At 54.9% G+C, this 23,795-nt stretch carries 24 protein-coding genes and 1 tRNA gene; 15 read left to right on the top strand and 10 right to left on the bottom strand.

Going from position 1 to position 23,795, the window contains the following annotated elements; all coding sequences use genetic code 11:
* Positions 1 to 80 precede the first annotated feature (80 nt).
* Positions 81 to 725 carry a GntR family transcriptional regulator gene (locus tag K3729_13750; protein ID UWQ98504.1) on the top strand — a complete coding sequence of 215 codons (645 nt, stop codon included), beginning with the start codon at positions 81 to 83 and terminating at the stop codon, positions 723 to 725.
* Here K3729_13750 and K3729_13745 read toward each other — a convergent pair.
* Both K3729_13745 and carA read right to left on the bottom strand, forming a co-directional pair.
* A complete protein-coding gene (locus K3729_13745; GenBank protein ID UWQ98503.1) occupies positions 688 to 2,469 on the bottom strand; it encodes a glycosyltransferase in 1,782 nt (593 codons plus the stop codon). The two genes, K3729_13750 and K3729_13745, sit on opposite strands and share 38 nt — an antisense overlap.
* An 81-nt stretch (positions 2,470 to 2,550) precedes the next feature.
* Positions 2,551 to 3,711: a glutamine-hydrolyzing carbamoyl-phosphate synthase small subunit gene (gene carA, locus K3729_13740; protein UWQ98502.1), complete on the bottom strand. Its 1,161-nt coding sequence runs from the start codon at positions 3,709 to 3,711 to the stop codon at positions 2,551 to 2,553.
* Positions 3,712 to 3,907: 196 nt separating this feature from the next.
* On the opposite strand from carA, the gene K3729_13735 reads away from it, so the two are divergent.
* Positions 3,908 to 4,369, top strand: a complete 462-nt coding sequence (locus K3729_13735; GenBank protein ID UWQ98501.1) for a GatB/YqeY domain-containing protein — start codon at positions 3,908 to 3,910, stop codon at positions 4,367 to 4,369.
* Positions 4,370 to 4,457: 88 nt separating this feature from the next.
* On the opposite strand, the gene K3729_13730 is transcribed toward K3729_13735, so the two are convergent.
* On the bottom strand, positions 4,458 to 4,832 hold the full coding sequence (locus K3729_13730) for a VOC family protein (protein ID UWQ98500.1): 375 nt from the start codon (positions 4,830 to 4,832) through the stop codon (positions 4,458 to 4,460).
* Positions 4,833 to 4,871: 39 nt separating this feature from the next.
* On the opposite strand from K3729_13730, the gene K3729_13725 reads away from it, so the two are divergent.
* Entirely contained in the window at positions 4,872 to 5,417 is a 546-nt protein-coding gene (locus K3729_13725; GenBank protein ID UWQ98499.1) for a winged helix-turn-helix transcriptional regulator, read from the top strand.
* Here the strand turns inward: K3729_13725 and K3729_13720 are convergent.
* Complete coding sequence (locus K3729_13720; GenBank protein UWQ98498.1) at positions 5,414 to 5,596, bottom strand: hypothetical protein; 183 nt, start codon at positions 5,594 to 5,596, stop codon at positions 5,414 to 5,416. The two genes, K3729_13725 and K3729_13720, sit on opposite strands and share 4 nt — an antisense overlap.
* 29 nt (positions 5,597 to 5,625) lie before the next feature.
* On the opposite strand from K3729_13720, the gene purU reads away from it, so the two are divergent.
* Positions 5,626 to 6,510, top strand: coding sequence for a formyltetrahydrofolate deformylase (purU, locus tag K3729_13715; protein ID UWQ98497.1), 885 nt, complete (start codon positions 5,626 to 5,628; stop codon positions 6,508 to 6,510).
* On the opposite strand, the gene K3729_13710 is transcribed toward purU, so the two are convergent.
* Together K3729_13710 and K3729_13705 are read right to left on the bottom strand one after the other, a co-directional pair.
* Complete coding sequence (locus K3729_13710) at positions 6,507 to 7,001, bottom strand: DUF2244 domain-containing protein (GenBank protein UWQ98496.1); 495 nt, start codon at positions 6,999 to 7,001, stop codon at positions 6,507 to 6,509. The genes purU and K3729_13710 overlap by 4 nt on opposite strands.
* Positions 7,002 to 7,071: 70 nt before the next feature.
* Positions 7,072 to 7,653, bottom strand: a complete 582-nt coding sequence (locus K3729_13705; GenBank protein ID UWQ98495.1) for a TetR/AcrR family transcriptional regulator — start codon at positions 7,651 to 7,653, stop codon at positions 7,072 to 7,074.
* A gap of 100 nt (positions 7,654 to 7,753) precedes the next feature.
* On the opposite strand from K3729_13705, the gene K3729_13700 reads away from it, so the two are divergent.
* From K3729_13700 to K3729_13690, 3 genes are all read left to right on the top strand, one after another.
* Positions 7,754 to 8,347, top strand: coding sequence for an NAD(P)H-dependent oxidoreductase (locus K3729_13700; GenBank protein UWQ98494.1), 594 nt, complete (start codon positions 7,754 to 7,756; stop codon positions 8,345 to 8,347).
* A 94-nt stretch (positions 8,348 to 8,441) separates the two neighbouring features.
* Positions 8,442 to 9,473, top strand: coding sequence for an NADP-dependent oxidoreductase (locus K3729_13695; GenBank protein UWQ98493.1), 1,032 nt, complete (start codon positions 8,442 to 8,444; stop codon positions 9,471 to 9,473).
* Positions 9,474 to 9,586: 113 nt separating this feature from the next.
* Entirely contained in the window at positions 9,587 to 10,807 is a 1,221-nt protein-coding gene (locus K3729_13690; protein ID UWQ98492.1) for an amino acid permease, read from the top strand.
* Here the strand turns inward: K3729_13690 and K3729_13685 are convergent.
* Positions 10,804 to 12,612 (bottom strand): KAP family NTPase, encoded by a 1,809-nt coding sequence (locus K3729_13685; GenBank protein UWQ98491.1) that lies wholly within the window; start codon positions 12,610 to 12,612, stop codon positions 10,804 to 10,806. The genes K3729_13690 and K3729_13685 overlap by 4 nt on opposite strands.
* A 279-nt stretch (positions 12,613 to 12,891) precedes the next feature.
* Here K3729_13685 and ctaD point away from each other — a divergent pair, with 279 nt between their 5' ends.
* Positions 12,892 to 14,565 carry a cytochrome c oxidase subunit I gene (gene ctaD, locus K3729_13680; protein UWQ98490.1) on the top strand — a complete coding sequence of 558 codons (1,674 nt, stop codon included), beginning with the start codon at positions 12,892 to 12,894 and terminating at the stop codon, positions 14,563 to 14,565.
* 142 nt (positions 14,566 to 14,707) lie between these two features.
* Positions 14,708 to 15,301 (top strand): hypothetical protein, encoded by a 594-nt coding sequence (locus tag K3729_13675; GenBank protein ID UWQ98489.1) that lies wholly within the window; start codon positions 14,708 to 14,710, stop codon positions 15,299 to 15,301.
* 20 nt (positions 15,302 to 15,321) lie between these two features.
* On the opposite strand, the gene lipB is transcribed toward K3729_13675, so the two are convergent.
* Both lipB and K3729_13665 read right to left on the bottom strand, forming a co-directional pair.
* A complete protein-coding gene (gene lipB, locus K3729_13670; protein ID UWQ98488.1) occupies positions 15,322 to 15,972 on the bottom strand; it encodes a lipoyl(octanoyl) transferase LipB in 651 nt (216 codons plus the stop codon).
* Positions 15,965 to 16,735 (bottom strand): LytTR family transcriptional regulator, encoded by a 771-nt coding sequence (locus K3729_13665; GenBank protein UWQ98487.1) that lies wholly within the window; start codon positions 16,733 to 16,735, stop codon positions 15,965 to 15,967. The genes lipB and K3729_13665 overlap by 8 nt, the downstream gene beginning before the upstream one ends.
* A gap of 122 nt (positions 16,736 to 16,857) precedes the next feature.
* Between K3729_13665 and K3729_13660 the strand changes: the two genes are divergently transcribed.
* The gene (locus tag K3729_13660; GenBank protein ID UWQ98486.1) at positions 16,858 to 17,343 is read left to right on the top strand and encodes a DUF2306 domain-containing protein; all 486 of its coding nucleotides are present in this window, start codon (positions 16,858 to 16,860) and stop codon (positions 17,341 to 17,343) included.
* 66 nt (positions 17,344 to 17,409) lie between these two features.
* Positions 17,410 to 17,496: transfer RNA gene (locus tag K3729_13655), tRNA-Leu, on the top strand.
* Between the two features lie 24 nt (positions 17,497 to 17,520).
* Here the strand turns inward: K3729_13655 and K3729_13650 are convergent.
* On the bottom strand, positions 17,521 to 18,702 hold the full coding sequence (locus tag K3729_13650) for a lytic murein transglycosylase (GenBank protein ID UWR01059.1): 1,182 nt from the start codon (positions 18,700 to 18,702) through the stop codon (positions 17,521 to 17,523).
* Positions 18,703 to 18,989: 287 nt separating this feature from the next.
* On the opposite strand from K3729_13650, the gene K3729_13645 reads away from it, so the two are divergent.
* The 4 genes from K3729_13645 (at position 18,990) to K3729_13630 (ending at position 23,728) form a co-directional block, all read left to right on the top strand.
* A complete protein-coding gene (locus tag K3729_13645) occupies positions 18,990 to 20,045 on the top strand; it encodes a response regulator (protein ID UWQ98485.1) in 1,056 nt (351 codons plus the stop codon).
* A 29-nt stretch (positions 20,046 to 20,074) separates the two neighbouring features.
* Positions 20,075 to 20,449, top strand: coding sequence for an Hpt domain-containing protein (locus K3729_13640; GenBank protein UWQ98484.1), 375 nt, complete (start codon positions 20,075 to 20,077; stop codon positions 20,447 to 20,449).
* 135 nt (positions 20,450 to 20,584) lie between these two features.
* On the top strand, positions 20,585 to 22,447 hold the full coding sequence (locus K3729_13635) for a Hint domain-containing protein (protein UWQ98483.1): 1,863 nt from the start codon (positions 20,585 to 20,587) through the stop codon (positions 22,445 to 22,447).
* A 180-nt stretch (positions 22,448 to 22,627) separates the two neighbouring features.
* Positions 22,628 to 23,728, top strand: coding sequence for an ABC transporter ATP-binding protein (locus K3729_13630; protein ID UWQ98482.1), 1,101 nt, complete (start codon positions 22,628 to 22,630; stop codon positions 23,726 to 23,728).
* Positions 23,729 to 23,795: the final 67 nt, after the last annotated feature.

Genomic DNA, 23,795 nt, shown 5'->3' with positions numbered 1-23,795 from the left:
GGAAATTGCGTGGTTTTGGGCACGTTGCGCTAAAGGGTAATCGCCGCTAGGGTCTTGAACAACAAAAGGAAAGCCTCGCGATGTACGACACCAAAGCCGGACAAAAGGACGCCTATGCGCTGATCCTAGAGGCGATTGATAGCCATTCCTACGTGCCCGGCGACCGTTTGGTGGAAAGCGAACTGGCCGAACGGTTTGGCGTGTCGCGCACGCCCATTCGCGAAGCGTTACAACGGCTTGAAACCCAAGGTCTGTTAACCCGCGACGGGCGGTCCTTGATGGTTGCGTCCTTGGATCACACGCAAATGGCAGAACTTTACGTGGTGCGCGGCGAACTGGAAGGATTAGCCGCACGGCTCGCGGCCCGTCACGCGACCCCGGAAGAAGTCGGCGTGCTACGTGGCATGTTGTCCGATGATCAGGCGTTCCTGAACGACCCCGATGCGCTCAGCCGCGCAAACCGTCGGTTTCACAAACAAATTCACCTCGCATCGCATAACCGATTTCTGGTGCAGCAGCTTGATCTGGTCCACCGCTCCATGGCGCTTTTGGCCACGACATCCATCGCCGTCGAAGGACGGCCCGAAGATACGCTGGCCGAACACAACGCCATCGTCACGGCGATCGAAAATGGCGATGGTGACGCAGCAGACGCGGCCCTGCGCGACCATATCTCAAAAGCCTACATCACCCGTCTGAAGCTTGACGCGCAGGCGACCCAGTAGCTTTTCCCGCACCTTTGTTGGGCAGCAGCACACCGTGCGTCGTCTTATCCCAATAAAACGGTTTGAACGTCAGTTCGTAAAACCCTTTGTAGGCCGCTAGCGCCGCCATCGGGAAATAGAAGTGCATCGTCGGTATCCATTTGATCAACCACATCTTTTCGGCCTTCGTGACCCCAAGGGCCAGCACGAACATATTGGTCAACTCCGAAAAGATGAACATGGCGACAACGCTGATCAAAACCCATCCCTGCAGGTAATGCCCCATCGGGTGATTGAACCCGAACGGCATCACCCAGAACGACCACAGCACAGGCGCGAGCACGAATTGCGACAGCGTTCCCGCGAACAAAATCTGAAATCCCCAAAACCGGCGCGCACCCAAATCGCGGTACAGTTTCGCCGGATCGCGCATATGGACGCCGTAGGTGATCGCATACCCCTTTAACCACCGCGAACGCTGCTTCACCCACGGCCAGAAACGGCCATTGGCTTCTTCTTGCGTGGTCGTTGCGATCAGTTCGGTGCGGTATCCTCGTCGTGCTAAACGGACGCCCAAATCAGCGTCCTCTGTCACGTTATGCGCGTCCCACGCGCCCAGTTTTTCCAGCACATGTCGCCTGAAAAACAGGGTCGTGCCGCCCAAAGGAACGACAAGCCCCAAGCGTTCCAACCCCGGTAAAACCACCCGAAACCAGCCCGCATATTCAAGCGTAAAGCAGCGCGTCAGCCAATTGGCTGGCGCATTGTAGTAATCCAGAACTCCCTGCAAACACGCGACTTTTTCGCCTCGGTTCGCGAAATGCCGCGCCACTTTGCGCAACTGATCCGGGGCAGGGGCATCTTCGGCATCGTAGACGCCAACCAAGGTGCCGCGCGCGAAATCGAGCGCGTAATTCAACGCCCGTGGCTTGGTTTTCAACGTCCCCTTTGGCACGGCGATAGGCCGGATCCATGACGGCAAGTTCGTCAGTCTCAGCGACGCGCGGGTCGTCGCGTCGTCCGCCTCCATCACCAGACAAACGTCCAATCGGTCGCGGGGATAATCGATTAGCTTAACCCGCTCCAACAGGTGGGCCGCAATTTCCTTTTCCTTATAAAGCGGGATCAGGATGGTGAAGACCGGCAGGTTTTCCGCTGCAATCGGCAGATGATCGGCATCGGTCGGGCGGCTGAACACGCCGACAATGGCGGCCGCCGCCGCCTTTAATACCGTGTTCGTAGCCAGCGTGATCACCGCCCAGAAACTGAGCACCACAAATCCGGTCAAAGGCGACATCGCAAACAAAACCAGCGTGCCAAGCACCACCAGAATGGACATGATCAACATCAAACGCGCATTCCACGTCCGGCTACTGATCGCATCAGGCACACGGTTTTCGGCGCGTTCGGTCAGGGCTGCGACATGGCTTTCGCTGATGGCGCGAAACAAATGCTGTTCCGTTGTAATCGCCATGCGAACAGGGCCGTAGCGCAGGGTCAGAGCGAGGGCCTGTTGCTGGAAAATCTCGGGTTTATGGGTCAGGATAACAACCGCGCCACCGATGCGTCGCCACGGCAGGATATGGTCGCGTAAACAGCGATGCGCGCCCCAGATATCGACCAAGGCCGGATCAGCGGGACGATCACACGGGTTGATAATAGCGCAGCGGTGCAGGACGGCTTGGGACTGCGCGATCGTCAGGGCCGTCGCGTCGTGCAAGCCGACATGCGATCCGTCGTCAAATTGCGCCTGCTGGGTGAACATCTGTGCCTCTGTCTAGGTGATAGAAGCATAGCGTCTGAACGATTAACGCCCGGTTAAGGTTAACCGGGCGTTAGAGAATTTTTAAGCTGTTGCGCGGTCATCCATCGCCGCGGCAAACCGTTCGAACAGGTAATAGCTGTCTTGCGGGCCGGGGCTGGCTTCTGGATGGTACTGCACGGAAAACACAGGCTTATCCTTGACACGCAGGCCACAGTTGGACCCGTCGAACAGCGACACATGCGTTTCAGAAACGCTTTCCGGCAGGCTTTGCGCATCAACCGCAAACCCGTGGTTCATTGACGTGATTTCGACCTTACCGGTTTCGTTGTCTTTAACCGGATGGTTCGCGCCGTGGTGGCCGTGGTTCATTTTGATCGTTTTCGCACCCAACGCCAGCGCCAGCATCTGGTGGCCCAAGCAAATCCCGAACACAGGCAGGTCTTTTTCCAACACGCCTTGGATCATCGGCACAGCATATGATCCGGTCGCAGCTGGATCGCCTGGACCGTTGGACAGGAACACACCGTCAGGGTTCAACGCCAAAACGTCTTCGGCGGTCGCGGAGGCAGGCAATACGGTTACATCGCAACCCGCAGACGCAAGGCACCGCAAGATGTTGCGTTTCGCACCAAAATCGATGGCCACGACTTTATGCTTGGCGTCCTTCTGCTGCGTATAGCCCTCAGGCCACGCCCACCGCATTTCATTCCAGTGGTACGATTGCGCACAGGTCACGTCTTTGGCCAGATCAAGACCTTCGAGACCGGAAAAACCACGGGCCGCGGCAACAAGCGCTTCGATATCAAAATTACCATCCGGATCATGCGCCAATGCAACATGCGGCGCGCCTTGCTGGCGGATCGCGCGGGTCAGGCGGCGGGTATCAACACCGCCCATGCCAATCCGACCACGGCGTTCCAGCCATGTGGTTAGTTCTTCGGTTGACCGCCAGTTGGACGCATCCGTCGGGTCCCATTTTACGATCATGCCTGCTGCGACAGGATCGGCTGTTTCGTCATCTTCGGGTGTCACGCCCGTGTTGCCGATGTGGGGGAAGGTGAATGTCACGACTTGGCCCGCGTAGGACGGGTCGGTCATAATTTCCTGATAGCCGGTCATCGCGGTGTTAAAGCAAAGCTCTGCGGTGGTTTGGCCGGTTGCCCCAAATCCGTGGCCGTAAAACAATGTCCCATCGGCAAGGGCGAGGCAGGCTGTTGGCTTTTGCGTAAGGTGGTCGGACATGATCAGATCCTTTTTCGGGGGGCAGCACCCCTGATTGGCGGCAAATTGTGCTGGTCCTACGGTCTGACGCCCATGGGGTCAAGACCAGAACTGCGCCTTGCAAACAAGGGGATCACGTCGCGGCACGGCGCTTGTCTTGATGGTGAATAAAGCGTAACCTGCGCGCTTGTCAGTTGGGACATGAACGGGAGTTATCATGGACATGCGAACAAAGGTCGGGGCGGCCTTGAAAGAAGCAATGAAGGCCAAAGACGCAGAGCGTCTGTCCACATTGCGTTTGATTAACGCTGCCATCAAAGACCGTGACATTGCATTGCGCGGGACCGAAGAAGAAGCAAAGGGGTGTGGGGACACCGAAGTGCTTTCGATTCTGGGCCGCATGGTCAAACAACGCCACGAAAGCGCGCGTGCCTACGAAGAAGGCGGGCGGCTCGAATTGGCTGAAAAAGAGCTTTCGGAAATCAAGGTTATCGAAGATTTCCTACCCAAACAGCTGACCGAAGACGAATCTGCGGCAGCCGTGGACGCGGCCATCGCCGAAGTGGGCGCAGAAAGCATTCGCGACATGGGGAAGGTGATGGGCATCCTCAAAGGTAAATACACCGGTCGGATGGATTTCGGTAAAGTAGGGCCATTGGTCAAAGACCGGCTTGGCTAACGCTGCCACTATATAATCAGACTGAATGCCCAGCGATCACCTGATCCGCTGGGCATTTTGCCTTTGGGGGGATCACGCCAATTGGTGGTTATCCACCCGTCAAATCTTGGGCAAGCATCATCGCATTGCCATCGGGATCATAAAACGTAGCCGTTTTAACCATGCCCTCGACGACATCCGTCTCCCCATCAAATTTCACCTGCGCTTGCTCTAGTTTCTGCCTTGCGGCGTCCAGATCCGCGATCCCGAAAACCGGAACGCAATTGCCGGGGGCGGGTTTCGTGTGTTCGCCAATCCCGATCGTCACACCTGCCGTGTTGGTTTGCAGTTCTGACCAGCCTGCTTCGTCCGCGTGATAAAGCGTTTCAAACCCCAACATGTCCGAAAACCACTGGGCAGTGGCGTGCCGATCAGAAACCGAAAATGAAATCGTGATGGTTTCTTCCAATGAAATAAGCGACATCGTCTTTCCTTTATCATTAAAGTATACTAACTATACTTTATGGACATAAAGCATTTTGTCAACATGACTTCGCGGGCCTGGGCTGTCCCGATCTTATCGAACCTGCACGCGGGCATTGCGGGGCGACAGGCGCCGCTTTTGGCGGCAACTGGGGCGAGCCGGACTGCATTCGCGCAAAGTATGGATCACCTGATCGAAATCGGCTTGTTGGAACGCAATCCCGGCTATGGTCATCCGCTCAGGCCTGAATTCCGGCTGACACAGCGGGGCATATCTGCGGCTGCCCTTGCGCATAAAATCCAAAACCTGTCCGCTGCCGAAGATCAGGCCTTGTTGCGTAAATCGTGGACATTGCCCGTGCTGACATCATTGCACAGGCCGCGCCACTTCAACGACATCAAACGCAATCTGCACACGATAACCGATAGGGCCTTGTCGCAATCGCTCAAATCAATGGAACAACGGGACTGGGTGGAACGCCGCGTCGACGATGCGGCACGCCCGCCACGATCATTATATCGTGCTGTGAATACGGGTGGATTGATCAGTCAGGTAGCGGCGGCTGACATTCACTTCACTGGCTAAATCAGCCGTGCCGCGATCAGCCACAACATCCCGTATCGCAACGCTTTGCGCATGATCGGAAACCAATTCGCCAAAACACCGCCCGCAGCTGTCGCAAAACGCCAATAGCGTAGCGCCCGCGATATTGACGGGGCGGGAACGCTTTCGCACAAATCGACAGCACCACCGCTTGGGATCAAGCGGACATCTCTCTGACAGGAACCCTCCCATGAGTAACTACGCCCTTACCGTGACTTGCCAATCGACCCGTGGCATCGTGGCCGCCATCGCCAATTATCTGGCCGATCAGGGCTGCAACATCACCGACAGCTCTCAGTTTGACGACCAAGAGACTGGCAACTTCTTTATGCGCATCAGCTTCGAAACAGGCGATGGGGTTGAACTGGCAGAAATGACCAAAGGGTTTGCGGACACAGCGGCCCCCTTTGGCATGAACTACGAATTTCACGACGAATCCGAAAAGATGAAAGTCGTGATCATGGTGTCCCGCTTTGGACATTGTCTGAACGATCTGCTTTATCGCTGGCGCATTGGGGCCTTGCCAATTGATATTGTGGCCGTAATCTCAAATCACATGGATTACCAAAAGGTTGTCGTGAACAACGACATTCCGTTCCACTGCATCAAAGTGACCAAAGAAAACAAACCCGAAGCCGAGGCCAAGATCATGTCTGTGGTCGAAGACGCAGGCGCCGATTTGATCGTTCTGGCGCGCTACATGCAGATTCTGTCTGATCAGATGTGCCAGAAAATGTCTGGCAAGATCATCAACATCCACCACTCATTCCTGCCAAGCTTTAAGGGCGCGAACCCTTACAAACAGGCGTTTCAACGCGGAGTGAAATTGATCGGTGCGACGTCACATTACGTGACTGCTGATCTGGACGAAGGTCCAATCATCGAACAGGACATCGTGCGGGTGACGCACGCGCAATCTCCAAATGATTACGTGTCTTTGGGCCGCGACGTGGAAAGCCAAGTGCTCGCACGTGCGATCCACGCCCACATCCATCGCCGCGTCTTCCTCAATGGCAACAAAACGGTCGTGTTCCCCGCGTCTCCGGGGTCTTTCGCGTCTGAACGGATGGGTTAAGCGCCAGCTTTTAACGCTCGCTTCAGATCATCATAAAGCGCAAGCCGTTCGCCTGCGTCCAGAAAACTGCCAATTTCCACCTCGCGCGGGCCACCGCGCAAGGTGATATAATTCGGCACGGGTCCGCCTTTTGGATGCAGGTGAACGCTGACCCAATATCGGTTCGCTTCCCACGTTTGCTGGGTTCTATCGGGGTTCTGGCGCATCAGTCGGGCGGTTTCGCCCGTGACGCTCAGTTCTTCAACAACTTCGCCGCGCTTGTAGCTGACGTTCAGCGCAAACCAGATGCCCCACAAGGCGATGGCAAAAAACGGCAGCAATCCCCATAGAACGGGCGACCCAAGCACAGCCAGCAATGGCAAAGCCAACATGGCCATCGTCGCACCAACAAAAATCACAAAGTCACGACGCAACAACGACCTGTACGGCCAAAGCGACAGGCTCCAGTCAGATTTTGTCTGCGGTGGGGGCGGGGTCCATTCGTAGGGCATAGCGCGAAATTAGCTTGTTCGCGGCAAGCGTCAAACCGACGGGTTGCCGCAGTTCACACGTGGGGTGCAATTATTGACGTGTCGGCATCAGCCAAGCGTCCAGATATGCGCGCAACCGGTCTGGCATCGGGTCCACATTGTTGACCGCGCAGAAATGCAAAGCCATTGTTTGCACCATGAACGCCTGCAAACCTTCCGCCAGCAAAATAGGCGGGACATCGTTGCGGTAATGGCCAGAGCCCAGCCATTGATCCAAGACACTGATCTGGCGTTCGAATGTCAGGGCAATATGACCGATTTCCTCTTTTGCGGCCGCACCGGAATGACGCAGAATGACGTCGAAGACATACCGTTCAACGGTCATGTAACGCATCAATGGCAGCAGGTCGTTCACCAACTCGGGAACCGACTGCGGGACTGCGCTTTCCGATAGCGCGTCAAGAAGCCGATTGATTTCTTGTCCGATGATTAGATCCATCAAAGCGTCCTTGTCGCGGAAATGCGCAAAGAACGTCCCCTTTGCAACGCCAGCCGCCTGAACGACGTCTTCAACACGCATCGCCGCGTAGCCCTTTGTCGCAATAATTGCCTGTGCCGCGTCAATCAATTTGCCACGTGTCTGCTGGGTTCGTTTTTGGGGGGGCTTGGTCATAACGCGTTATCGCAGGAATTTTGACTATGGTCAAAAATAATAATTGACCGTGGTCAGTTGTGTAAATATGACCGTGGTCAATTATCTGAAGGAACTGACGATGACCACCAAGCGCATTTTGATTTTAAATGGCCACCCAGCCGAAACGTCGCTGAGCAAATCCTTGGCGGAAGCGTACTCCGCAGCCGCCAAGACAGCAGGGCACGACGTACGACTGACGCATTTGCACGAAATGGAATTTGACGCAGACTTCGGCGGTGCGGGGTATACTCAGATCAAACCGCTCGAACCTGTGTTGAAGACGTTTCAAGAAGACGTCACTTGGGCCGAACACATTGTTCTGGTGACCCCGATGTGGTGGGGCGGGCTACCTGCAAAGCTGAAAGGCCTCTTTGATCGCGCATTCCTACCCGGTTGGGCCTTTGATCCGCGCAACCGTGCTAAATCAGGGTTGCCGGCACCGATGCTGGGCGGGCGCACAGGTCGGACAATCATGACGTCGGATACGCCTGGCTTTTTCTTTTGGCTGCTTTATCGCAACGCGCTCATCCGTCAGATCAAATCGCAAATCTTCCACTTTGTCGGTATCAAACCGATGAAGGTCACCCACTTCTCAGGGGCAAGCACAGCAGACGCCGCCACCGCGACCAAATGGATTGAAACCGCCGCGTCATTGGGCCGTCAAGGCGCATAACCACGCATGTGATCAGGTGGCCGCTGCGTATGTCTGTTCATTGCCGAATTTCTGTGGAACTACGTCAATTAGCACGCAAACTTGGGGATATAGTATGGCACAATCATCTACTGAAAACCGTCGCATCGTTCTGGCAAAACGTCCGCAGGGGCTACCGGATCAGGATACGTTGCGGCTTGAAACATCGGACATTCCAACGCCCGCGGCTGGCGAAATGTTGTTGCGCACTAAATACTTGTCGCTCGATCCTTATATGCGCGGCCGCATGAATGACGCGAAATCCTATGCAGAACCTGTGGCAATCGGCGGCGTGATGACAGCGCAAGTCGTCGCCGAAGTCATCACGTCCAATCTTGATGGCTACGCAGCGGGTGATCTGGTGCTCGCGGGATCAGGCTGGCAGGACTACGCGATCTCGAATGGCGAACAGGTCATCAATCTTGGGAAAGACCCCGCAAACCCGTCTTGGGCGTTGGGTATTCTCGGGATGCCGGGCTACACGGCCTACGCAGGCTTGCTGCTGATCGGCGATCCAAAACCGGGCGAAACGGTTGTGGTGGCCGCAGCCTCCGGCCCAGTTGGGGCGACCGTTGGGCAAATCGCCAAGATCAAAGGGTGCCGTGTTGTTGGCGTCGCTGGTGGAGCCGAAAAATGCGCGCATGTGGTTGATAATCTGGGTTTCGACGCCTGTATCGACCACAAAGCGGAGGATTTTGCAGAACAGCTGAAAGCAGCCTGCCCAGACGGCATCGACGTCTACTTTGAAAATGTCGGCGGCAAAGTGCTGTACGGCGTGCTGCCATTGCTGAACCCGTTTGCGCGGATGCCGGTGTGTGGCGCGGTATCATGGTACAACCTGCCGTCCTTGCCTGAAGGGCCCGACATGGGGCCTGTTATCCTTGGGACGATCCTGCGCATGAAGGTAAAAGTCGAAGGGTTCATCATTTTCGACAGCTTCCCGATGAGCACCTACAATGATTTCCGCCGCGACATGACCGAATGGCTGAACCAAGGGAAAGTGCAGTACAAAGAACAAGTCGTCGACGGGCTCGAAAACGCGCCAGAGGCATTAAACGACGTGCTACTGGGCAAAAGCTTTGGCAAGGTCGTGGTCAAAGTCGACTAAAGGCCAGACCGGCAGACACGATTGAAACGAAAACTTTGCGCCACTTTGATGTGGCGCAAAGTCTGGGCGCAGCCATAAGGTATGTAGAGTTAGAACATACTGGAAAACCTGCGATGACATCTGACGCCACCAATCCCCCGATACTGCGCCGCGCGATCACATTGCCGCTTCTGACGCTCTATGGTCTTGGCGTGACCGTCGGGGCGGGCATCTACGTTTTAATCGGGGCCACCGTCGCGGATGCGGGGGCCTACGCTTGGGTGGCCTTCCTGCTAGCCGCATTTGTGGTCGGCTTTACGGCATTTTCCTACGCAGAACTCACAACTCGCTATCCCGTCAGTGCGGGGGAGGCGGCCTATATCGAAGCCGGCTTCGGCACGCCGCGCTTTGCAATGATTGTGGGTCTCTTCGTAGCGTTGTCCGGCATGGTATCCGCGTCCGCAATCGCGGTGGGGGCGGCAGGTTATTTGGGGGCACTGACCGGAACTGCTGCGTTTCCCACAACAATCGGCATCGTGATCGCGATGGGGGTGTTGGCATGGTGGGGTATTTCGGAATCCGTGACGGCAGCGGCCATTGTAACAATCATCGAAATCCTCGGTTTGCTCTTCGTCATCTTGTGGGGCTTAGCCGTCGCGGATCAGGGCGGCGTAACTGTCGATGCTTTGATCCCGCCATTGAAGGGCGACCATTGGGCGGGGATCGTTGCGGCATCGCTGCTAGCGTTCTTTGCGTTCATCGGATTTGAGGACATGGTCAACGTCGCAGAAGAGGTCGAAAACCCGCGCCGCAATATGCCGCTGGCCATCGTCATCACGCTTGTGATCGCGACAATCTTATATGTCGCGACATGCATCGCGGTTCTGATTGCGGTGCCCATCGACAGCCTCGCAGGTGCCGAGGCGCCATTGTCGCTCGTGTTTGCGGGTGGACCTGACGTTGTGAAAGCTTCCTTCGCAGCCGTTGCTGTTGTGGCGACCATGAACGGTGTTCTGATCCAGATGATCATGTCTTCGCGGGTGCTCTACGGGATGGCGGATCGGGGACGCTTGCCTGCCGTGTTCAAACAAGTCTCGCGACGAACCCAAACCCCCGGGGTCGCAACGGCCTGCGTGACGCTGATCATTCTGGGACTGAGCCTGTTTCTACCGATCGACGAACTCGCAGCATGGACATCACAGATCGTCTTGGGCGTCTTCGTCTGCGTCAACCTCGCACTCATCGCGCTCAAATGGCGGGGGCAGGCGGGAGACGAAGCATTCGTGGTGCCAATGATCGTGCCGATCCTCGGGGTTCTGACAAGCGTGGGGTTGTTCGTGGCAACGACGGTCTAAGTCGTCGCGTCTGGGACATTTGGAAATTTCCAATAACGGGCGATAAAATGCCCGACCAAGGCGACAGCCACCCTGTCTTCCGCCTCGGCAAGTGCCAGCAGTCTTTCTTTGACGTCCGCAACCCACTGCAGTTCTTCGGGCCAATCAGTGTCTGGGCCGTAACGCTTGACCAGAACCTCAACCGTCTCACCCAAGGCTTCAGAACGTCCATCGCGTATCAATGCAAATAGCGCGGTGGCAATGGTGTTGACATCCATCAAATGCAAAATCGGGGTGTCATAAAAATTTGCGCCCTGACCGTTGTACACGAAATGCAGACGGAACCTCTCGTGATCTTCCTCAAAGACATTCTGTAAATGTGCAGCATGCGTTGGTAAGCTCGCCTCAAAGGCCTTATCTTGTGCTGCTTTCATGGTTTCCATGACAGTCGCAAACGCTGGGGTTGGGGAACTGAGATATCCGCCGTAGCTAAAACCTCCTTTGCTTGACCATCCGTAGTCGCCGCGACTGTGAGGAACCCCGAAGCCCGGTCTACTTGCTATTTCAGCAATCCGATCTGTGATGGCTTTTAACGCAGCTCCCGATTGGAGAGGGGTGGCACCCAAGTCGGAAAGCCTTAGATAATTATCCGCGACGTGTAGGTATTGCCCAGGAATTGCGGCTACTGACTTCGAAAGGCAAGCATGCATTTCTTGGATGAGAACGGTTAACTCCTGATGTCCACAATCGCGCCAAAGTACTGCGCGTTGCCAAAGCGGATTCGCGTCCTCTGCTTTGAACTGTCCCGTGAGGCGAAGCTGGATGTTCAGGTCTACTGCTGTGGCATAGCCATGAACTAAAAGCATTTCGCCCAACCCCACCGGCAAGATATTCGCTGAATTCCCGGCAAAGAGTTCGGCATGGCGATGTTTCCGATCTAGCTGGCGCATCTTGGTCGGTTCATCGCCTTTACCAGATCGAAACGTGCTAAAGTCATCCCGGTTTTTCACGTCCTCTGCCGAAATCTCATTCCCGATCAAGGCAATCGCCAAGGCCAAATAGGTCACAACAAACCGCTTCACCGCATGTTTTGCCGCCATCAGGTCATCGTCAATTTGGTCCAAAACCGCTGCGCAGTCATGCACGACTTGCCGCAAAATCCGCAAATTTTGTGATCCGGCGTCGTGGAAAACCTGCAACACGACGTCCTTGTTTTCTGTCATCCAGTCTTTGCCAGCTCCGTCGGGCAGGGCGTCTACAAAGACGCCAAGAACTGCGCCCGCTTCAGGCTTTAACCGCACCGTCCGCCCGACGACCTTTTCCTGTCGCGATAAGAAAACATCTTTGTGTGCGTATTCATCGGTTGTGATATTAGCGATCAGGATGATGTTCTTATCCTGATGCTCGACAAACTCGTTCAGTAGCCCCAGCAGGACTGGCGCTTCCATCGTGCACCGTTCTAAGTCGTCGAAAATGATTGCATCGGGTAGATTAGCAATCGCGCGGTCCTCGATGGCGTTTTGGGCAAAGCTGCCCAGATCACCGACGCCCGCAAGGCCTGAAACAGCTTTTCCAAAAGCGCCCGCCGCACTGGCCAATGACGCTTCCGGCATCGACGCCAACAACGCACGACGAAATGCGGTAGGGGTATCGACACCATTCAGTGTGACGTAGTGAATCTTGTCGTTCGTGTCGCACTTGGTCACGGACTTGATGAAATGGGTTTTACCAGCGCCCCATGGTGCGTCCAGCAACAGCGCAAAACCGGGGGCTTTTCGGGCAAGATAGGCGTTAATCGCTTCGGAAACTGGGGTATTAATCGACATAAAATGGGTCTTCGGAGACTCGAAAGGGAACAGTGTTGCCAGCAAATTGGCATGTTCTGGCTGCAAACCCAATTTGAAATCGCGGTGCACGGGTTGTGCACGCGTTGTGCACGCAAGTCACACCCGCGATTTGGGCTGGGCACCTGCGCCAATTTATCCCAGTCTTTTGGGGGCTTCCTTTATTGCCCCTTAACGCTCAACACTCTAGAACAACCTCAAATCCGGGCCCGTGGTGCGACTCGCGGGATCGGTCAGTGATAGAAAATCGAGGAGAGCCACATGGCAGACGCCGCCATCCACGGCCATGAACACGAAGACAACCGGAGTTTCTTTACCCGGTGGTTCATGTCTACAAACCATAAAGATATCGGTATCTTGTACCTGTTTGTTGCAGGTGCTTTGGGCTTTGTGTCCGTTGCCTTCACCGTTTACATGCGCCTCGAGCTCATGAACCCGGGCGTGCAATACATGTGCCTCGAAGGGGCGCGTTTCATTGCAGATTCTGCGGCGACTTGTACGCCAAACGGCCACCTTTGGAACGTGATGATCACCTACCACGGTGTCTTGATGATGTTCTTCGTGGTTATTCCAGCCCTTTTTGGTGGCTTTGGTAACTACTTCATGCCGCTCCAGATCGGTGCGCCGGATATGGCGTTCCCACGGATGAACAACCTGTCTTTCTGGATGTTTGTTGCTGGTGCGTCCCTTGGTGTGGCGTCGCTTTTGGCACCAGGTGGTAACGGTCAACTTGGATCCGGCGTTGGCTGGGTTCTGTACCCGCCGCTGTCCACATCCGAGGCTGGCATGTCGATGGATCTCGCGATCTTTGGTGTTCACCTATCCGGTGCATCTTCGATCTTGGGCGCGATCAACATGATCACAACTTTCCTGAATATGCGGGCACCGGGCATGACACTGCACAAAGTGCCGTTGTTTGCTTGGTCCATCTTCGTCACAGCATGGTTGATCCTTCTCGCACTTCCAGTACTGGCTGGCGCGATCACAATGCTGCTGACAGACCGGAACTTCGACACAACCTTCTTCCAACCTGAAGGCGGCGGCGACCCGATCTTGTATCAGCACATCCTGTGGTTCTTCGGACACCCAGAAGTGTACATCATCATCGTTCCAGGCTTCGGCATCGTGTCACACGTGATTGCGACGTTCTCTAAGAAGCCAATCTTCGGTTACCTGCCGATGGTTTATGCGATGGTCGCAATTGGCGCGCTGGGCTTTGTTGTGTGGGCGCACCACATGTACACAGTCGGTATGTCGCTGACACAGCAGTCCTACTTCATGTTGGCCACAATGGTCATCGCGGTTCCGACAGGGGTGAAAATCTTCTCATGGATCGCAACAATGTGGGGCGGCTCTGTTGAGTTCAAAACACCAATGCTGTGGGCGCTGGGCTTCTTGTTCCTGTTCACCGTTGGTGGTGTAACTGGCATCGTGTTGTCACAGGCTGGTGTAGACCGTGCATATCACGACACATACTACGTTGTGGCACACTTCCACTACGTGATGTCGCTGGGTGCTGTATTCTCGATCTTTGCGGGTATCTACTTCTACCTGCCAAAAATGTCGGGCCGCATGTATCCTGAATGGGCTGGTAAGCTGCACTTCTGGATGATGTTTATCGGTGCCAACATCACGTTCTTCCCACAGCACTTCTTGGGTCGTAACGGGATGCCACGTCGCTACATCGATTACCCAGATGCCTTCGCACTGTGGAACTACGTATCCAGCTGGGGCGCATTCCTGTCCTTCGCATCCTTCGTGTTCTTCATCGGCGTGTTGTTCTACACATTATTCGCTGGTCGCCGCGTGACCGAGAACAACCCATGGAACGAATACGCAGATACACTGGAATGGACACTGCCGTGCCCTCCACCAGAGCACACATTCGAGCAGCTGCCAAAGCAGTCTGACTGGGACAAACAGCACGCACACTAAGCGCCGCTGATGTGACATAGAAAAGGCCCCGCCAATTCGGTGGGGCCTTTTGCGTTTCTCGTTTGCGAGTACGGAAGACCTGACCTTTTGCTGTATTGGCTGACGGTGTAGGAATGCGCATCAAAAGCGAGAAAGTGACTTAATGATATCTAGAAAATTGGCCCAGTTGGTCTTTGTATTGAGTTTGGCCGCACCAAGTATCGCACGCGCGGAGTGTATGGATGCGCAGGAAATGTTGGATTTCACACCGGCAGAGTTGGGCGAGGCGCAACCATGCAACTGGGTATCGGAGTTCTTTCTGCGATTTAACGACATTTCCCGTAGCAGTGTTACGAGACTAGACGGTTTCGTTGATGATGGTGATGAATATTATGTTGATCTCCGCGCCATCCTAAGCCCAATTTCTGACAGTGAGTTTGAGAGAAGAGGTCCGTTGACGCGGGGCTCTGTTTTTTTAACGACATTGGCCGCGACGTCGGGAATCGAACAGGCAAAGCGCGAGAGTTATCAAGCCTTTCTGCTAATCGAATACTTCAAAGAAAACCATGAGAGCATAAACGCTTCTGAAATTTCTTTGGCCGACGAAATTGAGAGGAGCCTTGCTGAATCGGGTCTTCCAAGCATCCGACATATGCAATGCTTGGTACAGTCAGATGTACCCTATGTTTCTGCTGAAGAAATTTTGGCGTCGCGTTTCTACAAAAACTGTATTGATGAAGGGCTACCAGCTGACTGACGCGTCGCTTGATAGATACGTTAATCGTTAAACGCCGCGTCGAACGTTCTACGCAGTGCCACGTCCACGTCATCCATCGTCACAGGCAACCCGAGATCGACCAACGACGTAACCCCGTGGTCTGAAATGCCGCAGGGAACGATGCCACCGAAATGGTCCAGATCAGGTTCGACGTTGATCGATAGCCCGTGAAAGCTGACCCACTTACGCAATCTAATCCCGAGCGCTGCGATTTTGTCTTCTGCCACTGAACCATCCGGCATCAGCGGCTTATCAGGACGAGGCACCCAAACGCCAACGCGACCGTCTCGGATTTCGCCATCGACGTTGAATTCACTCAGCGCGGCGATCACCCAACCTTCAAGCTGCTTCACGAAACGGCGCACGTCATGGCCACGTTTGCCGACGTCGAGCATGACATATGCGACCCTTTGGCCGGGGCCGTGATAGGTGTATTCGCCACCCCGTCGTGCCTCGAATACGGGAAAGCGGTCAGGATCAATCAGGTCGGCAGATTTGGCTGAAGTACCCGCGGTGTATAGCGGGGGATGCTCGACCAACCAGATCGCTTCATTGGCTTCCCCCGCAGCAATTGCGTTTGCGCGATCTTCCATGATCCGCAAAGCGTCAGGGTAGGGGGTCAGGCCCTTTGACGTTATCCATTCAACCATCTGCGCGTCCTTTGGGAAACAACCCTGCAGTCTTGGCGACAGCGATGTAGCTCCGGCTAATCGGGCGGGTTTCGTCATTCGACAATGTCACTGTCCCCCGATCGCTGGCACGGGTGGCGTTTTGGATCTGGTTCAGTGCGACCCAATGTGATCGGTGAATTTGCAGACCTGCGGTGCTACCGACCTCTTTGATGGCATCTGATAGGCGCATGAGGATCATGTCCGTCCCGTTGACTGTTGTGACCTTCACATAGTGGTCTTCCGCGCTCAATGCGATCAGATCGCCACGTTTTGCGAAAGAAATGCGGTCAAGAATGGGCGGCAACGGGTCTGGCGAATTGGGCGCCGCTAAATTCACGCCGATATCTACAACTGCCGAGATCAGAACGATAAGGCCCCATTGGGGCATCACGTCAGTGACGTCAGCGGCATTGACGTTGAAAACGAGCATGTTCAGGGCAGTCAAGAAAACGGTAACGCAGGTTCCGATCAGCAGGGCGCTGCATATCATACGAAGCCAAAATGGTTTCCCGACAAACACGCGCGCACAAACTGCCGAGATCACACTGCCCAACGCAAAAGTCGTTGACGCAACAACAATCCAATAGAGCAGGCGGGGCACGAGTTTCATCAAAGCGATGGTTTCAAAGGGGCCGGATAGCCCAAGCACGATCCCGACACCCAATAGCGCGATCACAGTGTTCCGTTTCGAAAGATCAGCCCGCACTTCACGTAGCGCGGATGAGAAAAGCTGGCGATCCACGATCCATCGTTTCCATTTGCGTATCCGGTCTTGGGTGGCTTCACCCTCGTGCGACAATGCACCTACAGGCTTGCGTGACGCAAGTCCGTCTTGTTCGCATTCCGTATTGGTAAGGTCACCTTATGTCTATCGATCCTCTTCTTTCCGCAACTTTGGCGATCCAGTTGCATGTTCTTTGTGCTGTGACCGCCGTTTGTCTGGGGCCAATCGTCCTGTTGCGTAAATCGCGCGACATATGGCACCGGTACCTTGGTTATCTGTGGGTTTGCGCGATGGCATCGACAGCGGTGACATCTTTCTGGATCTCGGAATCGCCCGTGATTGGTCCATTCGGTCCAATCCACGCGTTATCCTTTTTGACGCTGTTCGGCCTATGGCAGGCGGTGTCTGCTATCCGCGCGGGAAAAATTGAGGCCCATCAGACCGGTATGAAAACCCTTTATTTCTGGGCCATGGGCGTCGCTGGGTTGTTCACCTTCCTGCCGGGACGGCGGATGAATTTAGCTTTGTTTGGCGAAAATGCGACGTTAGGATTTATCGTGATGGCACTGCTTATTGGCGGCGGTTTGGGGGTATATGTGGTGCAGACGAGAACACGTGAAATTTAGTCGCGTTTTGCCTCTTGGCATCGCGCAAACCCTCGTCTATATCCGCGCCACTACCTGACATGATTTGCGGTCGTGGCGGAATTGGTAGACGCGCAGCGTTGAGGTCGCTGTTCTGTAACAGGAGTGAGGGTTCGAGTCCCTCCGACCGCACCATATCCCCGACAAAATGAACATGGATTATTGCTGAGCAATCGCCGTCAGCATTGCACGATTTGGGTAACAGGTCGCGGCCATGCCATTGCGTGTTTGCCATGTGCCGATTGCGCCGCGTGTTCTGTTGCCGATCAAGCCGTCTGCGCCGCCGACGTCGTATCCTTGCGCTTCCAGTTTTTGCTGCATTGCGCGGACATCTGATCGGGAAAAGCTATCCAGCGCGCTCCAACCGCTGTTGAATCCGCCGACACCGTATCGCATGCGATCACCCACGTGTCCGACAAACAGCGCATAGACGTCGCTTTCGTTGTAGGCCTTCAGCACCGTGAAATTTGATGTGACGACAAAGGCGGGGCCGTACCGACCCGCAGGCATCAGCAGAAAACCGTTTTCACGCGCCTCGGCCGTCGGAAAGGGGCGACCATTCACGCGGGTAATACCCATTGCTGCCCAATCTGACATGCGGCGTGCCTGATGTGGACCTTCCATCGCGCAAGAGACGGTATTGGGGACGTTCACTTCGAATCCCCAGTCGCGGCCTGCCGTCCATCCGTGATCGCGTAAGTAGGCGCCGATGGAGGCGAGCGTGTCGTCGGCGGACCCCCATATGTCGGCGCGCCCGTCGCCGTTTCCGTCTGCTGCGTATTTGAGGTAATTTGTCGGCATGAACTGCGGCTGGCCAAGTGCGCCTGCCCAACTACTTTTCATGGCTGCGGGGCTCGCATAACCGCGTTCGACCATTTGCAGCGCGGCGATCAGTTCGTCAGTAAAGTAAGACGCCCGCGTACTGAGAAACCCCTTTGTGCTGAGAATTTGAAAAGCATTATGCGGAATGCGCGCGTTACCAAAGCTGCTTTCGCGACCCCAAATCGCGACGATGATTTGCGCGGGGACGCCTGTCTGGCGTTCAATCCGTGCAAGCGTCTGCGCGTGGCGTTGCATCAACTGGCGACCTGTATTGGCATTCGTGTTCAGGCTGCCAGTCGCAAAATAACCCGCAGGCGGACGGAATTCGGCCTGCCGTTGTGTGGTGTCGGCCCGTTCGCCAGGAATGACCAAATCGGGCAGGTCCCATTTGGGCGTGACGCCAGAAAGCGCCGCTTCAAAGGTTGACCGACTGACGCCGGCACGTTGGGCTTTGGGCCAAACAGTTGACCCCAACCAAGCCTGAAAATCGGCCGCAACTGCATTTCGATTTTGCGCCATCGCGGAAATCGGAAACAGGATTACGAATAGAAGAACAAGCAATCGGTTAGCTGCGGTCACGCGGGAATTCCTTGGTAAGGCGAAGGTTTCCCTACACTTAGCACCGAACAGTTGGGGCGAGACCAATAGCGTGTCCGAGGTGGCGATCTATCGCTCAAAGAGCCATCAAAAATGGTCTATTTTCATAAAATGGAAATTTCTAAGGGGCTTAGTGATCGAAGCGAACCGATTTAGAACGTGCCGGGATCGGGCAAACCGATTCCGTTTTGTGTATTTTGAGGTGTGTCATGCGTATTTGTATCATTGATGACGAAAGCATCAGTCTGAACGTCATTCGTGCTGTGTTGTCGCGTATGGCCGCGCACGATGTTGAATGCTTCACGGATCCAGAGGTCGCGCTTGAACGTTGTGCGCAGGTGATTTTTGATCTCGTTTTGGTCGATTACCGGATGGGCGAAATGAACGGGATCGCCTGTGTGAAAGCACTGCGCGCAATGCCCGACTATCAATTCGTCCCGATTATCATGCTGACGGCGGATGACGATCGCGAATTGCGGTTGTCGGCGGTACGGTCTGGGGCCACGGATTTCCTGAACAAGCCATTTGATCCTGAAGAATTGCGCGTTCGGGCCCGCAATTTGTTGTCTTTGCGCGAGGCGCAAATGGCCTTGTTGGATCGTGCAATGCACCTTGATTTCGAAGTTCGAAAAGCCACGCAAAAACTTGTTGAACGCGAAGAAGAACTGATTTGGCGACTGTCGCGCGCGATTGAAACGCGCGATGGATCGACAGGTGAACATGTTTCGCGCGTCGCGTCAGTGGCAAAAGTCATTGCCAAGCATATGGGGCTCAGCAAACAATACTGCCGCACTTTGTATCTTGCGACACCACTTCACGACACTGGTAAGATTGGCATCAGTGATGCTGTTCTGAACAAGCCGGGTGCGTTGACCTGTGAAGAACGCCAAGTGATCGAAACGCATACGTCAATCGGGTCCGAAATCCTTCAGGGTGGTGAAAGTGAACTGATCCGGATGGCGCATGAAATCGCGCTTTATCATCACGAGAAATGGGACGGGACGGGCTATGGCGCAGGTCTGGCGGGCGATGCAATCCCGTTGTCCGGTCGAATTACTGCGGTCGCTGATGTGTTCGATGCGCTCTGTTCTGAAAGGACGTATAAACCCGCTTGGCCGTTTGAAGAGGCCTGTGTGGAAATCATTAACCAATCCGGGAAACACTTTGATCCTGTATGCGTGGACGCATTTTCGGCCGGAAAAGATGAAATCCGGCAGATTTATCAAGTTGATGTCGACAAGTCTTTGTCAGCTTTGTCGGCATAATGACACGTCGCGATAAGGTAGTGAAAATCGTGACCAAATTTCCTGATGATGATCTGGATCTTATCGACATGGACCAATTGCTGTCTGTCATGGCCGAATTGGGCGAAGACCTGTATGTGCAGCTGCTTGGCCAATTGAGCGACGATGGACAGGCGCTGTTGCAAAATGCGGGTGGCCTGCAGGGCGGGCCGACATTGCGTAACCTTGATGCAGAGCTTCACGCGTTAAAAGGGGCTGCCGCGACATTGGGTTTGCGAGGCGTCGGGGCGAATGCGCAAACCTTACGAGATAAGCCCGATGCGACGCGGACTGATGTGGCGCGACTAATAGATATTTTGCATCAGAGCGTGGCTGCCGCAAAGCGCGTCGCGTCCAGCTATCACATGACAGATCAGTTGGATTAAATGGTTGAAAATTTTACAGAAAAACAGTGTTTAGTTTATGAAAACCTTTGTTAATCAGGTCTGAATTCTTCACATCCTGTTAGTCAGCCTAATCCTATACCGATCCCAACTTTGGAATGAATGGTGGGTTCGGTTATGGCAACGACGTACGGAACAAGCGGCAACGATACGATATCTGGCACGACCAGATCTGACACGATTTCAGGCGAAGCAGGCAACGATCAAATCTGGACCGACGCAGGTAGCGATACGCTGTATGGTGGCGCCGGAAATGACACGCTGGCGGCCGGCGATGATCATGACACCCTTTATGGCGGTGACGGGAATGACACCCTGTACGGCGGTGACGATCTAACCAGCGATATTCTTTATGGCGGAGCAGGCGATGACCAGATCCACACCTCTGAAGCTGGTGGAAACGGGGTGGCCGCGGGTGGCGGGCACGACACTGTTTACGCAGGCAATGGTGACGACGTTGTTTATGGGGAAAGCGGGAACGACACGCTTCACGGAAAAGATGGCGATGACTTTTTGTCGGGGGGGCTTGGCGACGACCTAATTTATGCGGGCGCTGGAAATGATCAGATACGGGGCGAAGACGGCGACGACACGCTATATGGTCAAGACGGAGACGACACTTTCGAACTGCTTGACGTGGCGGGGAACGACACTGTTTTTGGCGGCACTGGCCAAGACACGATAAGCTTTTTTAGCGATAGCGACGTCAGCATTAGCTACGACATGGACACGCAACAGGCGGCGTACACCCAGAACGCTGGCGGTAGCTCCGGTATTATCGATGGGATCGAGGAAATCGAGACCAGCGGTGGGAACGACACCATCGATGCGTCAGATATGGTTAGCGATCTAACGGTGACGTCAGGTGCCGGTAATGATGATATCTTCGGCGGTTATGGCGATGACGCACTATATGGTGGCACTGGCGCGGATTCGATTGACGGTAATAACGGCGACGACATTCTTTTCGGCGGCGACGGGGACGACAGCGTTTTGGGGGGGCTCGGCCATGACGTAGTCTATGGGGGCGCAGGAGACGACTTCGTTGACGGTGGGTCCGGCAATGACACGTTGTTTGGCGGTGACGGGAACGATTGGTTCGATAGCGGGACCGGCAACGATACGATCACGACGGGCACCGGCGAAGACACCCTGCGGTTTGAACAGGGCGGGAACGACGACGTTGTCACTGACTTTGACGTGTCGGACACAGATGGCAACGGGTTCTACAACGACCAGTTTGACGTCAGCGGGCTGCAAAATCCGGATGGCAGCCCAATTCGGGTCGGCGATGTGTCGGTGTCTGACGATGGAGCAGGGAACGCGAAGCTCACGTTTCCGGAAGGCGAAACGGTCGTTTTGCAGGGCGTGACGCCCGCACAAATGTCGACAAACGCGCAGCTGCATGCCGCTGGTATTCCTTGTTTTACACCCGGCGCGATGATTGCGACCCCGCATGGGGAACGTCCTATCGAAACGCTACAGGTCGGGGATCGCGTCATGACCCGTGACCACGGTTTGCAGCCGATCCGCTGGATCGGACGGCGTGCGGTGCGTGCCCACGGCAAACTGGCCCCGATCCTGATCCGGCCTGGCGTCGTGACTGGGCTTGAACAGCCGCTTTTGGTATCGCCACAGCACAGGATGTTGTTCACGGGCTACCGCGCAGAGCTTTTGTTCGGGGAATCCGAGGTACTTTTGGCGGCGAAACATCTGGTCGATGGCCACGATGTCACCCGTCAGGAAGGCGGGGTCGTGACCTATATCCATATGTTGTTCGACACGCATGAAGTGGTCTACGCGAATGGTGCTGCCACCGAAAGTTTCCATCCCGGCGAAGAAGGTGTCGCGTCCGTTGATGATGCCGCGCGGGCGGAACTATTCGACATTTTCCCCGAACTACGGGCCGATTTATCGCAGTACGGACAGACCGCCAGACGGTGTTTACGTAAGCACGAAGCGCAGATGGTCAGGATGTAGCAAAAGTCGTTTCGACTGCAGATGCTGCAACAACGCTGTAGAATGCCGTAAAATCAGTCAGTTCATGATCGTTTCGTCTTTACGCGTTCGTTGTTCAGATCAAAGGTTGCAGAATACTAGTACTGATCTAAGGTGATCCCCGGACGGACAAAGATTCCGCCACACTCTGGGGAGAGACTTTTGACTGCTACGACTGGTGATGGCGCGTTTGTCGCTTTTGAGCGGGTCCAGAAAAGCTACGACGGGGAAAACCTTGTTGTAAAAGATCTGAATCTTTCAATGCCCAAGGGCGAGTTTTTGACGATGCTTGGGCCGTCAGGGTCCGGCAAAACGACTTGCCTCATGATGTTAGCAGGGTTCGAAACAGCCACCCACGGCGATATTTTGCTGGATGGCGTGTCGATCAATAATATCCCGCCACACAAGCGTGGCATCGGGATGGTGTTCCAAAACTACGCGTTGTTCCCGCACATGACGGTTGCCGAAAACCTGTCTTTCCCGCTGGAAGTCCGCAAGATGGGCAAATCCGATCGCGAGGCGAAAGTGAAGCGCGCTTTGGATATGGTTCAGATGGGCGATTTCGCAGGGCGACGTCCGGCACAATTGTCTGGTGGCCAACAGCAGCGGATCGCATTGGCGCGTGCGTTGGTGTTTGAACCGGAACTCGTGTTGATGGATGAACCGCTTGGGGCGCTTGATAAGCAGCTGCGCGAAACACTGCAGTTCGAAATTACGAACCTTGCTCATTCGCTGGGTATTACAACCGTTTACGTGACCCACGACCAGACAGAGGCGCTGACAATGTCAGACCGTGTTGCTGTGTTTGATGATGGGCGTATTCAACAGCTGGCACCACCGGATGAATTGTATGAAAAGCCCGAGAACAGCTTTGTCGCGCAGTTCATTGGCGAAAATAACACGCTTGAAGGTGTGGTGAAGGAAATCAAAGGCAACACATGCATTGTGCAGCTTGATAGCGGCGACATCATCGATGCAGTGCCCGTGAACGTCAGCAACGTGGGCGACCGCACGAAGGTTTCGATCCGTCCAGAACGGGTCGAATTCAACCGTGAACGTCTGCACGACGATGCACACACGCTGAAGGCTGAAGTGCTGGAATTCATCTATATGGGTGACATTTTCCGCACGCGTCTGCGTGTTGCTGGAAGCGACGAATTTGTGGTGAAAACCCGCAACGCGCCTGATCAGGTACGCCTGAAACCGGGTGAGACTATTGAAATCGGCTGGATGGCCGAAGATTGCCGCGCGCTCGACGCATAAAGACAAGGATCAGTGGCGGCCTGGACTGCTGATCTTCAATACCAATCCGGGCACTTCTAACGGGAGA

This window comes from Rhodobacteraceae bacterium S2214 (genome assembly GCA_025141675.1).
In the GTDB taxonomy this organism is placed as follows: domain Bacteria; phylum Pseudomonadota; class Alphaproteobacteria; order Rhodobacterales; family Rhodobacteraceae; genus Yoonia.
The sequence above is the reverse complement of the archived record's forward strand: the minus strand, read 5'-3'. Positions and strand labels throughout refer to the sequence as shown.